The 12,735-nt window shown below is 69.4% G+C and carries 10 protein-coding genes; 4 read left to right on the top strand and 6 right to left on the bottom strand.

Features of this window, described 5'->3' with window-relative positions; all coding sequences use genetic code 11:
* Positions 1–27 precede the first annotated feature (27 nt).
* Genes FB560_RS18710 through FB560_RS18700 form a run of 3 tightly spaced genes read right to left on the bottom strand, consistent with a single transcriptional unit; the run spans position 28 to position 2,902 of the window.
* Positions 28–903: an aldose epimerase family protein gene (locus FB560_RS18710; RefSeq protein WP_141874218.1), complete on the bottom strand. Its 876-nt coding sequence runs from the start codon at positions 901–903 to the stop codon at positions 28–30.
* A complete protein-coding gene (locus tag FB560_RS18705) occupies positions 900–1,727 on the bottom strand; it encodes an SGNH/GDSL hydrolase family protein (protein WP_141874217.1) in 828 nt (275 codons plus the stop codon). Before FB560_RS18705 ends, FB560_RS18710 begins: the two co-directional genes overlap by 4 nt.
* The gene (locus FB560_RS18700; RefSeq protein WP_141874216.1) at positions 1,724–2,902 is read right to left on the bottom strand and encodes an SGNH/GDSL hydrolase family protein; all 1,179 of its coding nucleotides are present in this window, start codon (positions 2,900–2,902) and stop codon (positions 1,724–1,726) included. The genes FB560_RS18705 and FB560_RS18700 overlap by 4 nt, the downstream gene beginning before the upstream one ends.
* A 118-nt stretch (positions 2,903–3,020) precedes the next feature.
* Between FB560_RS18700 and FB560_RS18695 the strand changes: the two genes are divergently transcribed.
* Positions 3,021–4,898 carry a right-handed parallel beta-helix repeat-containing protein gene (locus tag FB560_RS18695; protein ID WP_141874215.1) on the top strand — a complete coding sequence of 626 codons (1,878 nt, stop codon included), beginning with the start codon at positions 3,021–3,023 and terminating at the stop codon, positions 4,896–4,898.
* An 81-nt stretch (positions 4,899–4,979) separates the two neighbouring features.
* On the opposite strand, the gene FB560_RS18690 is transcribed toward FB560_RS18695, so the two are convergent.
* Positions 4,980–8,747 carry an HtaA domain-containing protein gene (locus FB560_RS18690; protein ID WP_141874214.1) on the bottom strand — a complete coding sequence of 1,256 codons (3,768 nt, stop codon included), beginning with the start codon at positions 8,745–8,747 and terminating at the stop codon, positions 4,980–4,982.
* A gap of 164 nt (positions 8,748–8,911) precedes the next feature.
* Here FB560_RS18690 and FB560_RS18685 point away from each other — a divergent pair, with 164 nt between their 5' ends.
* From FB560_RS18685 to FB560_RS18675, 3 genes are read left to right on the top strand one after another with little or no spacing between them, the layout of a single operon-like run.
* The gene (locus FB560_RS18685; protein WP_141874213.1) at positions 8,912–10,033 is read left to right on the top strand and encodes a heme/hemin ABC transporter substrate-binding protein; all 1,122 of its coding nucleotides are present in this window, start codon (positions 8,912–8,914) and stop codon (positions 10,031–10,033) included.
* Positions 10,030–11,103, top strand: a complete 1,074-nt coding sequence (locus FB560_RS18680; RefSeq protein WP_141874212.1) for a FecCD family ABC transporter permease — start codon at positions 10,030–10,032, stop codon at positions 11,101–11,103. Before FB560_RS18685 ends, FB560_RS18680 begins: the two co-directional genes overlap by 4 nt.
* A complete protein-coding gene (locus tag FB560_RS18675; protein ID WP_188895041.1) occupies positions 11,100–11,873 on the top strand; it encodes a heme ABC transporter ATP-binding protein in 774 nt (257 codons plus the stop codon). Before FB560_RS18680 ends, FB560_RS18675 begins: the two co-directional genes overlap by 4 nt.
* Before the next feature lie 11 nt (positions 11,874–11,884).
* On the opposite strand, the gene FB560_RS18670 is transcribed toward FB560_RS18675, so the two are convergent.
* Together FB560_RS18670 and FB560_RS18665 are read right to left on the bottom strand one after the other, a co-directional pair.
* Entirely contained in the window at positions 11,885–12,328 is a 444-nt protein-coding gene (locus FB560_RS18670; RefSeq protein WP_141874210.1) for a GNAT family N-acetyltransferase, read from the bottom strand.
* A gap of 35 nt (positions 12,329–12,363) precedes the next feature.
* Positions 12,364–12,732, bottom strand: a complete 369-nt coding sequence (locus tag FB560_RS18665; RefSeq protein ID WP_141874209.1) for a sterol carrier family protein — start codon at positions 12,730–12,732, stop codon at positions 12,364–12,366.
* Positions 12,733–12,735 lie beyond the last annotated feature (3 nt).

Genomic DNA, 12,735 nt, shown 5'->3' with positions numbered 1-12,735 from the left:
TCGCCTCCGCAGAGGACAAGCGTTGACTCATGCCGGCGAAGGAGCGAGCACGCTGATGCCCAGAGACCACTCCGCCACTGCGTGGGGCTCCAGTCGGAGCACCCGACCAGAGGCCGACGCCACCTCCACGGAGTCGTACCACCCCGTCGACGGTTCGAGAGCGACCACGTCCTCGGTCCCGATTCCGGAGCGGTCGAGCCAGACGCCCAGAGTCCGCACCGCGTCCCCGGCCCACGCGAGCCGGAGCGAGGCCCCATCCCGACGATCGATCCGGGCCCACTGCGGGCGCTCACCCGGGTCGGTGTAGTACTTGGCGGATGCCCCCTCCGGCATCCGAGCGTTCACCCGGTCGTCCGGAGCTCCCGCGGCGGGCGCGGCTGTCGGTGCGGAGACATCCCACAGCGGCTTCGCGGCGTCGATGGAGATCCGGTCGCCCTCCTCCCGGAGGAACAGCGGATGCGCCGCCCACAGGATGTCCGCCCCTGCCCGCCCCGCCTCGACGCGGTAGGACAGGGTGAGCCTGCCGTCCGCATCGAGCGAGATCCCGCGTTCGAAGCCCGCGTCCACGGAGGGAAGGCGGGTCGACAGTGCACCGGGTCGGCTCTCCCGCCAGGCGCGATTCCAGGCATCGCCGTGGTCGGGGGCGATCAGGCCTCTCGTCGTCCGGGACCGATCGATCGTCGGAACGCACTCGTCCCATCCGCACATCTCCGCGTCCTCGAACGCCGTCGCAGGGTCCCTCGGAACGGAGCGTCCGTCGCCCTGCGCCAGCCACTCCCGTCCGGTGCGGTCGCACAGCGAGACGATCTTCGCCCCGCGGGTCGGCACCACGATCACCGATGTGCCTCCCGCGGAGTAGCGGAGCGCCTCGAGGCCGCGCCACTGCACCACCTCCCGCCTCATGACGGCAGCGCCCTGCCGGAAGGCCACCACCCCAGGCCCGACAGCCGATGCGCGACCGCCCGGGCCACGACCTCATCCCCCGCCGCATTCAGATGCACGTCATCACTCCGCAGGCGCGCCGCGGTCGTGCCGTCGGAGGTCGGCGCCGCCGCGTCGAACGCCGTGCCCAGGTCGACGAAGTGATCGCCGAAAGCCTGCGCGAGCGTCGCGTTCAGGCCGTCGACGAGTGCGGCGCCTTCGGAGCCTTCCGGCTCGAACGATGCCGCGTGCACTCCCAGCACGAGGGACCGCGCCGCGGAGTGATGAGCGCGCAGCTCCGCGACGATCGCGGCGATGTCGCGGGCGGCGATCGGTCCAGGATTGTTGCGACCGCACCAGATCACGAACGCCGCCGGCGCGGAGAAGACCGGCGCCTCGGCATGGAAGTCGAGCGGCGCGTGCCCCGCGGGAGGGGTGCCCTCGGACGCGAACTCCCAGCCCTCGAGTGCGGCTCCGCCCACCCGGTGGGTGAGGAGGCCCCGCAGACCGCCCAGCACTCCCGGCACCGCGATGTCGGCCATCCCGGCGTCGATGTGATGACGGAAGTCTCCGGACGGCGTGACGGGCGTGAGCGGAATGCGCCCCTCACGCGCCCGCCCTGCCACAGAGAACGTCATCCCGATCGCACCGAGGCGCACCGCGAGCTCGGTCGACGTCTGCCCCGCGTACGCGACCCGTTCGACCCCCCAGCCCGCCGCGTCGGCGAGCATCTCCGGCCAGGTGCCGTGCTCGGTCAGCGAGTCGCCGATCGCGATGAGCGAGGAACCGTCTCGACGCCCGCTCATGCGTCCACCGCCGGGGAGAGCATCGTCAGCAGTGCGTCCGCGATGAACTCGCCGGTGAGGCGATGCCCGCGGTCGTCGGGATGATTGATGCCGTTCGCGAGGAGAGTCCAGTACGGGAGTCCCTCGTCGCGCAGCCTCTCCCAGCGTGCGGAGACATCGATGAGCGGAATCCCCGAGCGCGCGGCGTAGTCGCGGAGAAAGCCGACATAGGGGCGCCCGTCATCCACCTGCTCCGAGCCGTTCATGGCCGCACGCAGGGCGAAGGTCGGTGTCAGCAGCACCACCTCGCTGCCTGCGTCGCGCAGCCGCGACAGGAGCTCATCGTAGGCGGGCTCCCACTCCGCGGGGTCGAGGTAGGCATCGTTCAGGAACTCCACGACGGTGACCTGGGGCGCGGCCTCCGTCACCCGGTTCCAGTCGCAGGAGCCGTCGCTGTCGTCCAGCCACTGCACCGACCGCGACCCCCCGGTCGCCGCATACGAGACCTGCACCCACGGATGCTCGTCCCGCACCCGGCACCCGGCGATCGCACGGAACGTGGACTCCTCGGTCGAGGCATCCCCTCCCTCGGTGATCGAGTCGCCCAGGAACAGCAGTCGGAGGGGCTCTCCCTCGCTCAGAATGCGCGCCGCGCGCGGCAGGATGCCCGCCTGCACGTCGGGCAGCGGTCGCTGCGGAGAGCGCGGGGCGTAGACCGTCGCGGCCCCCTCGCTGAAGGCAGCGACCAGGAGGTTCTCCTCGACGACCACTCCCGCGGCAGGGCGAGGCGGATGGGGGTTCGTGAGGTGCGAGACGCCACGCAGCAGGACTCGTTCGCCGGATGCCTCGCGGACGATGCTGTCGATACGCAGCAGGGAGTAGCGATAGTCGATCGACACGGGCAACGGAGTCGCATCGGCGGTCGGCAGACAGATCGTGCCGTAGACCGCGTCGACGACGTAGTCGACGCCTTCACGCAACACTCTCCCGCCGTCGCGGATGACGAGCGATTCCCGATCGAGCGCGGAGGGCGCCGGAGTCCCGATCTGACCCCGGAACGGCACGAGGACACCGCGCGGCACATAGCGCCCTGTCCACACGTCATCCGAGTACGGCGGAAGGTGCGCGAGCTCTCCCGCGACGATCCGGATCTCGGCCGGCCCGCAGGGCGGACGCGATGAGGTGGTGTCGGTCATGTGTCGTCCCTTCGGTCAGGAAAGTCTCGCATATTCAAACTATCGGTGCTACCTTCCGATTATTTGAACAAGGCAACGATGCCACAGGGCCGCGTCGCCACGACGAGGGAGGCAGTCCATGAACGACGCAGAACAGAAGATCACTCGCCGCACGCTGCTCATCGGCACCGCTGTCGGCGCGGGTGGCCTCGCCGTCATCGGCGGCTCCGCATCCCCTGCGGCCGCGGCAGGCGTCACGGGTACCGGTCCCGTCCGCACCGGCGGGGCAGGCAACCGCAAGGACTTCCCGGTCTCCGCGCGCGGTGCTGCGCCCGGAGCGGCCGACAGCGGGCCGGCGATCCGACAGACGATCGCCGACGCCGCGGCCTGGACGGCCGCATCCACCAAGAACTCGGCGCGCGTGCTGTTCGACCGCGGCGTCTACCGCATCGGCGACGACGGCACACCCTCGTGGTACGCACTCGAACTCACCGAGACGGCGCGCATCGAGCTCCTCGGCACCGCGACCGAGCTGCTCATGCTCGACCCCCACAAGGGAGGGATCGCCATCACCCGTTCGACCGGGATCACGGTCACGGGCCTCACTCTCGACTACGAGATCCCGCCATTCACGCAGGGAGTCATCCGTGCGGTCGATCCGACAGCCGGCACCTTCCAGCTCGAGCTCCTGCCCGGCTTCCCCTCCCTCACCGACCGCACATTGTTCGCCGGGGCCGGATACGGCACGCTGCACGACGCCACGAGCGGACTCTTCAAGCGCGGGGTCCAGTCGACCTTCTCCGTCTCGTACCCCACGGCGGCGGGCGCCGACGGCCGCTGGACGTTCACCGTCGATCCCGCACACCGGGGGCGGATGTCCGACATCGCGGTGGGAGACGGCTTCGCCACCGGGTACCGCGGCGACCGCAATGCCATCGCCCTCCACCAGTCCGCCGACACGACGCTGAAGGACCTCGTCATCCACGCCGGTCCTGGAGCCGCCGTCATCTCGAACAACTCGGAGGCGACCGTGCTGCGCCGCACGGTTGTCGATGTGCGCGCCGGCTCCGGCCGTTGGGTCAGCGTGAACGCCGACGGGTATCACCATCACGGTGGGCGCCGCGGCCCCACGGTCGTCGGCAACCGCTTCGCCCGGCTGCACGACGACGGCATGAACGTCTACTCGCAGTTGCGCGCACTCCAGTCTCTGAGCGACGGCGGCAGGAAGCTTCATCTCGCGGGAGGCGCTGCGGAAGTCGCCATCGGCGACACCCTCCAGATCGTGCAGTCCAGCGATGGCACCGTGCGCGGCACGGCCCGCGTGACAGCTGTCGAAGGAGATCCGCGTGCCGCGACTCCGCTCGTCGTCACCGTCGCGACCGCCGTGCCGGGAGCGGTGGCGGGCGACCACGTCTTCAACCGCTCGTACTCCGGCTCGGGCTTCGTGATCACCGGCAACGTCATCGAGGAATCGCGCGGACTGGGCGTACGGATGAAGGCCAGCAACGGAGTGATCACCGACAACCGGATGAGCGACCTCACCAACTGGGGCATCTGGATCGCGAACGACACCGCGTACGGCGAAGGACCCATCGGCTCCGAGAACCTCGTCGTGAGCGGCAATCAGATCCGCCGCGTCTGCCTCGACCAGACACTCGTGCCGTGGCCGACGTCAGCGGCCGCGATCATGCTCCAGCACTTCACGTCGTCGTACACGGTGGGGGCATCGCGGGTGCACCGCAACATCGCGATCTCCGACAACACCATCGAGGATGCTCCTCGATTCGGCATCTACCTCGGCGCCGGAACCAACGTCTCGGCGGCGAAGACCAAGATCGGCGTGACAGCAGGGAACCCGCGCTCTGATCAGCCCAGCGCCCACTTCGGTCTGGAGAACCTCAAGAACGGACTCGTGCTGCGCGCCACGATCTCCGACGCCCAGACCCCTCCCCGTGCGGCGGTGTGGCGTGGACCGAAGCTCGAGAACACGACGGTGCTGCAGGTACCGGGAGCCTGACCTCGGCCATCCGCTCCGCACACAGAGAACCGCCCTCCCCACGTCCGCTGCGGGGAGGGCGGTTCGGTCCTGCGTCCGAGATCAGACCTCGGTGGTCACCTCTGCCGTCTCGTCCTTCTTGGCGCGACGGGCGATGAGCACACCGCCCGCGGCGGCCAGAGCGACGACGACCAGGCCACCGACGATCCAGGGCCACACAGGGGCGCCCTCGGAGTCGGCCGGCGCCGTCACGGCGGTGACGGCGGTGGATGCCTCGGCTTCCGCCTCGGGCTCCTCTTCCACGGCGACACCGCACTCCGCATCGACCGGGATCACCGCGGTGACCGGGTCGAGTGCTTCGCCTGCTGCGTAGGTGCCGAACGCGGCAGCACCCGCCTCGGTGAGGGTGGTGGGGATCGCGTCGAGCGACAGCACACCGTCGACGACGGCAGCGTCTCCGAGAGCGAACTCCGCGAGGCGCACACCCTTCTGATCGACGCTCGCACCGTCCTGCGTGGTGCCGGTCACGTCGAACACGAGGTAGCCGGCGTCACCGGCGAGCTCGACCCGAGCATTCGCCAGCGTCGTGTTCAGCGCCCCGTCGTGGCCCGTGAAGGTGATGCTGCCGCCGTAGGTCACCAGACCCGCGAGGGACTCGTCGTCGAACGAACCGGTGCCGTTCTCCCACACATAGTCGGGGTACTGGTACGCGACGTCGGTGAGCGTCCATCCGCCCTTCGCGATGCCCTCGATGTAGGTGCGGAACGACTCCTTGTAGCCCCACTTGAGCGTGGCTCCCTCGACCGTGCACGCGCCGATGACCGTCGTCGCGCGGGTCAGCGTGAACGCCAGACCGCGATCGACCGATCCCTGCAGCGTCAGCGTGTGCGCGCCGTCTTCCAGACTCGCGGGCAGCATGCCCGTCCAGGTGGCGACGCCATCGGCATCCGCCGTGACCGTGTCGAGCAGCACGGGCGTCGAGTACACGACGACCTTGATGCCCTCTTCGTTCGCCTGGAAACCGGATGCGGAGATGGTGGCCGACTGCCCGGACTCGAGGGCGACGAGGTTCTCGTCATCGATCACGATGCCCTCGGCGCTCGGCGCGGTGGCGGGGAGCGTCTGCTTCGCCTTCACCACGGCCGCAGCCACAGTCCCCGTCGTGCCCGAAGGCGCTGCCGCCACCGAGCCGATCGTGAACGTGACCGGGTTCAGCACGGTCGAGTACCCCGACAGCACGCGGTCGCGACCGGCATCCGTCAGCGCGGTCGGCGCCGCGGTGTAGGTGACAGCGCCGTTCGCCGTGGTGCGCACGGCACGCGACAGGTCGACCGTCGCGAACGCGACCTGCGATCCGCCACTCGACACGTACAGCGTCGCGGCTCCTGCAGACGTGATGCGGATCTGCGGGTTCGCGACCGTGACGTCGAGGACGCCGTTGTGACCGGTGAACCGCACCGAGCCGCGGTACACGACCGAACCGAGTCCCGTCTTGGTGTCGTAGTCGCCGCCGACCGTCTGGCCGAACTGGAACTGACCGCCCGAGCGGGTCGCGCCGTTCGACACGTCGATGGCTCCCTTGGCGATGTCGCTCGTGATGTAGTTCGTGAACGACGAGGAGATCGCCCAGCGGAGCGAACCGCCCGGCACGCTCGCCGGCGGGGTCACCGGCTTGGTCGGCGTCTCGGGCACGTTGACGTCGAACAGCTTGTCCCACTGCGCCGGCGTGATCGTCACCGTGGAACGCGCGTAGATCGTGTCAGCCGTCGGCAGGGAGTGCTGCTGCCACACGATGACCTCGTACGACTTGGTGCGGTCGAGCGTCTTCGCGGCGGTCGTGAGGTCGACCGAGAACGCACCGAAGGTGACCTCCTGCACGTACTTCATCGCCAGGAATCCGCCGCCGGCCGTCACGGAGCCCTCCGTGCCGGACTCGATCAGCGCGACATAGGCGCCCTTGATCCCGCCCAGGTTCGACGCCGTGGCCGTGACCGTCAGACCGTCCTTCGCGGTCGCGGTCTTGACCTTCGTCTCCACCGCAGCGGAATCGTCGTCGAGCAGAGCCGCCCACTGCGCGTCGCTGATCGTGACCGTCGAGCGGGCGTAGATCGTCGAAGCGCTCGGATTCGTGTGCTGCTGCCACGCGATCACCTCATACGACTTCGACCGGTCCAGCGTGTCCGCCGCCGCCGTCAGGTCGACGCTGAACGCGCCCCCCGACACGTTGCGCACGAACTGCATCGCCAGGAACCCGCCAGCACCCGTGACATCCGCCTCCGTGCCGGCCTCGATCAGCGCGACATACGCACCCGTGATCGCACCCAGATTCGCACCCGATGCCGTGACCGTCAGACCGTCCTTCGCCGACGCGGACTTCACCGACGTGGTGACGGAAGCCACCGGCTCCGGCTGCAACGCCGACCAGTTCTCATCCGTGATCGTGACCGTCGAGCGGGCGTAGATCGTCGAAGCGCTGGGATTCGTGTGCTGCTGCCACGCGATCACCTCATACGACTTCGACCGGTCCAGCGTGTCCGCCGCCGCCGTCAGGTCGACGCTGAACGCGCCCCCCGACACGTTGCGCACGAACTGCATCGCCAGGAACCCGCCAGCACCCGTGACATCCGCCTCGGTCCCGGCCTCGATCAGCGCGACATACGCGCCCGTGATCGCACCCAGATTCGCACCCGATGCCGTGACCGTCAGACCGTCCTTCGCCGACGCGGACTTCACCGACGTGCTGATCTTGGGCGTGACTGCGTAGTTCAGGGCGACGCTGCGCTCCTGATCCGCGTTCGAGACACCACCGGCCGGATACGTGTACACCCCGTAGGAACCGGGCGTCGCCGCAGCATCCTTCAGCGTCAGCGTCGCGGTGAACGTGCCGTCATCGGCGATATCCACCCACTGCGAACGGATCGCGCTCTGATACTGCGAAGGCACCTGGTTCAGCACACCCTCCGAAAGCGCCCACACCTGCGAGCCCACCGAACGGTTCGACGACGCCGCACCCGTGGACGGCTGCCACGACGACGCGAAGTTCCCGAACACCACATACGTGCCCTGCGGAAGATTCGCCGGGATCGGAACCCCACGACCACCCACATTCGCCGTCGGGTCATACCCCGAACCCTTCACGACCACCTTGTCGCCCGCCTTCAACGCCACACCCGCAGCCGGCGTCGTCCCATCAGCCAAGAACACCGAGATCGACGCGGATGCCGGAGTCTGCTCGCCCGGGTCCGTACCGGGGTCAGTGCCCGGGTCGGTGCCGGGGTCCGTGCCCGGGTCGGTACCGGGATCAGTACCCGGGTCGGTACCGGGATCAGTACCCGGGTCGGTACCGGGATCCGTGCCCGGGTCCGTGCCGGGGTCGGTCTCGCCCGGGTCGGTGGTCTCCGCACCGAAGACGGCATCCCACTGTCCGGACGAGATCGCGACATCGCCGCGACCGTAGATCGTGGCCGCATCGGGGTTCGAGTGCTGCTGCCAGACGAGCACTTCGTACACCTGCGTGCGATCGAGCGAGCCGGCCGGCGCGGTCAGCGTGAAAGAGGTCGCTCCCGCCGCGACGGTCGGGAACGGAACGGCGAAGGCCGCGTACCCACCAGCTCCGGTGAGTCCGCTCTCGGTGCCCTTGACGATGAGCGCGGCGTACGCGCCGGCGACGTCGGGGAGGCCGCTCGCCTGCACCTGCACGGTCACACCCGAAGAGGTGGCGGAGGTGACGCCGGCGGTGACCGTGCCTCCGGCCGCATGCGCGGGCGGGGCGATCACCGCACCGGCGGCGATGAGGAGGAAGGAGACGAAGGCAGCGAGCAGTACGCGTAGGCGATTGCTCCCTGAGGATGCGATGGCTGTGTCGGTCACGATTCTCCACGGCCCCCGGGCACGCGGCTGAGCACGCGCGCCGGCGGTGCCGCAATGCAGTCGGGCGAAGGTAGGGTGTTGGTTAGGCTTAGCTAAGCAAGCCACCGTTCCTGAGCGTAGAGGTGCGCGGGAGAGCGCGTCAAGTTTTAGGATAGCCTTGCCTAATGCGTCGCGTTCTAGCCGTCTTCTTCGCCGCCGCTCTCGCCGTCGGTCTCTCCGCCTGCGCAGAGCCGGGCGCGACTGCATCACCGCCGGCCGCAGCGGAAGACACCTGCCCGCAAGCATCCGTCCCCCTGGCATCCCTCGATCTGGTCGACGACGTCCGCGGGTTCGCCGGTCCGTCGACCGCCTGCCTGTCGAGCCACGCCATCACGCCCGTCGACGATGACACCGCACCGCGCCTGCCGGTGACCGTGACCGACAGCGAAGGCCGCGAGATCGAGATCACCGATGTCGACCGCATCCTCCCGATCGACATCTCCGGCACCATCGCGTCGACCGTCTTCGCCCTCGGACTCGGCGACCAGGTAGTCGGTCGCGACTCCTCCACCGTCTTCGCCGGCACCGAGGACCTCCCCGTCGTCACCAAGACAGGGCACACGCTCAACGCCGAGGCCATCCTGGAACTCGCCCCGACCGTCATCCTCACCGACACCACGATCGGCCCGAAGGAGATTCGCCAGCAACTGCGCGACGCCGGCATCACGATCGTGGTGATCTCCAGCGACCGCCGCCTCGACACCACCGACGAACTCGTCACCGAGATCGCCACGGCGCTCGGCGTGCCCAGCCGGGGCGAGGCGCTCATCGCACGTCTCGATGCCGCGGTCGACGAGACGCTCGCCGAGATCGCCGAGGTCGTCCCTGCTGCGGAAGAGGACCGCGCGCGCATGCTGTTCCTCTACGTGCGCGGCAGCGCGAACGTGTACTACATCTTCGGAGAGGACTCCGGCGCCGATTCCCTCATCGATGCCGTCGGCGGCGTCGATGTCGCCGCAGAGATCGGCTGGGAGGGCATGAAGCCGATGACCGCCGAGGCGCTCGTGGCCGCCCGCCCCGATGTGCTGGTGATGATGACCGACGGGCTCGATTCGGTCGGCGGCATCGACGGCCTCATCGAACGCGTGCCCGCTGTCGCCGAGACGCCGGCCGGCATCAACCGCCGCGTGATCGACATGGCCGACAGCGAGATCCTGAGCTTCGGACCCCGGTCTGCCGATGTGATCGGTGCGATCGCCCGCGCCCTCTACGCCCCCGCGTCCGCGACTCCCGAGTCCGCGAAATGACCGGAGAGGTCGTCACCTCCACACCCAGCACGCACCGCACGCTGCGGTTCACCCTGGTCACGATCGGCCTGATCGTCGCACTCGCGATCACCTGCATCGTGTCGATCACGAGCGGCCAGTACTCGCTGTCGCCCACCGACCTGATCGGAGTGCTGCTGCGCGGCATCGGCATCGACACGGCCTGGGCTCCGACCTCGGCGACCGACTACGGCGTGATCTACAATCTGCGACTCCCCCGGCTCGTGCTCGGGCTGCTCGTCGGCGCCGCGCTCGCTGTCTCCGGCGTGCTCATGCAGGCGATCTTCGGCAACCCGCTCGCGGATGCCGGCGTCGTCGGCGTCTCCTCCGGCGCCGCACTGGGCGCCGCGGCCAGCATCACGTTCGGCATCGCCTCGTTGGGAATGTGGACGACCCCTCTCTTCGCCTTCCTGGGCGGACTCGTCGCGGTCCTCGCGGTGTACTTCATCAGCCGATCAGGCGGACGAACCGAGGTCGTCACCCTGCTGCTCACCGGCATCGCCATCAATGCGATCGCGGGTGCCGGCATGGCCTTCCTCACGTTCCTGGGCACGACGTCGACGCGCGAGCAGATCGTGTTCTGGCAGCTCGGCTCGCTCAACGGCGCCCTCTGGTCGAACGTCGCGCTCGTCGCCCCGCTGGTGGCGATCGGCGTCGTGATCGCGCTGATCGTCTCGCCCCAGCTCGACCTCTTCGCCCTCGGCGAGCGCACCGCCAGACACCTCGGCGTGAACGTCGAACTGCTGCGCATGGTCGTGATCGTGACGGTCGCGATCCTCGTATGCGCGGCGGTCGCCTTCGCCGGGATCATCGGTTTCGCGGGACTCGTCGTGCCGCATCTGATGCGCATGATCATCGGCCCCGCCCACCTCCCGCTCATGATCGCCTCCGCGTTCGGCGGGGCACTGCTGATCGCAGTGGCCGACCTGGTCGCCCGCACCGCCGTCCCCCTCGCCGACATGCCGATCGGCATGATCACCTCCCTCGTCGGCGGCCCCTTCTTCCTCTGGCTGCTCGTCCGCACGCGTCGACGCTCGGGGGGATGGGCATGAGCGTGCGGCTGCGCGGCACCGGGCTCACGGTGCGCGTCGGCGGAGGAAGGGCCATCCTCGACGACGCCTCGATCGACATCCGCGCCGGGGAGATCCACGCGCTGGTCGGGCCGAACGGCGCCGGGAAATCGACGCTCTTCGGCGTGCTCGCCGGCGACGTCACCACGCAGAGCGGAGAGGTCACCCTCGACGAGACTCCGATCGCCGACATCCGACCGCAGACGCTCGCCCGCGCGCGGGCCGTGCTGTTGCAGGAGAACGCGGTGTCGTTCCCGTTCACCGCCGAACAGGTCGTGCGGATGGGACGTGCTCCCTGGGCACGCACCGAGTCCGTCGAGCAGGACGATGCGATCGTGGCCGAAGCCATGGAGGCGACCGAGGTCGCCTCTCTCGCCGCACGTCCGGTGACCTCGCTCTCCGGCGGCGAGCGCGCCCGTGTCGCTCTGGCCCGCGTGCTCGCCCAGAGCACCGGCATCCTGCTGCTCGATGAACCGACCGCCGCTCTCGACCTCAAGCATCATGAAGACGTCATGCGGCTGATCCGCGCGCAGGCGGATGCCGGCATCGCCGTGGCCATCGTGCTGCACGACCTCAACGCCGCCCTCGCCCACGCCGATCGGGTCACCCTGCTCGCGGGCGGCAGGGTCGCCGCGTCCGGCACAGCGGATGAGGTGCTCACGGCCGAACGGATCGAGGCCGTGTACGGCCAGCCGGTCGACGTCTTCCCGCATCCGCTGACGGGCGTGCCACTGGTCGTCGCGCGACGCTGAGCGGCGGGGGGCTATCGGTTCGCGGGCGCCTGCGTCGGGTGCACCGGCAGCGCCGGCGCCGGGCGCACCAGCGCGGTGCGATCGGGAGCCTCGAAGCCGAACTGCTCGTAGAGGCCGTGCGCATCGCTCGTGAACAGCGTCCAGCGGAAGTGCGCGCCGGGGCCGTCGTCGATCATCGCCTGGACGATCCGTTTGCCCAGACCGTGCCCCCGGTGATCCTCGACCACGATGACGTCGGCGAGATAGGCGAAACCGAGGCCGTCCGATACCGCACGGGCGAATCCGACCTGTGCGCCGGTCTCCTCGTCGTAGACGCCGATCACCCGCCACGCCTCACGGATCTGCGTCTCGATGTCCTCACGGCTGCGCCACTTCGCCCAGTACGCCTCGCGCAGGGCGGCCCAGACGGCATCCGTGTCGATGCGGTCGCGGGAGTCGTCGACGAGATAACCCATCCGTTCACTCTAGAACCGACGGGCGTGACGAGACATCAGGGGCGCAGCGGGAGGACGTCGGAGAGATCGGCGCGCGTTCCCGAGGCGTGGATACGCCCGGCGGTCGCGACATCGGCCCAGGCCTCACGCCCGGTCGCGACCGCGATCCAGGTGGCGGCGTCCATCTCGACCACGTTCGGCGGGGTACCCCGCGTGTGCCGAGGACCCTGGATGACCTGCACCGCGCCGAACGGCGGAACCCGCACCTCGACGCTGTTGCCCGGAGCCTTCTCATCGAGCAGCTGCAGGAGGTAGCGCACCGCGGTCGCCAGGTCGGTGCGTGCCGGCTTCTCGTCGGCGGCCTGCGCCGCGCGCACCGCATCGAGGGCGGCGCGGCCGTCGATGATGTCGATCTTCTTCGCCATGCG

The organism is Microbacterium saperdae (genome assembly GCF_006716345.1).
GTDB lineage: Bacteria > Actinomycetota > Actinomycetes > Actinomycetales > Microbacteriaceae > Microbacterium > Microbacterium saperdae.
Note: the sequence above shows the minus strand (reverse complement) of the source record. Positions and strands in the feature narration are given on the sequence as shown.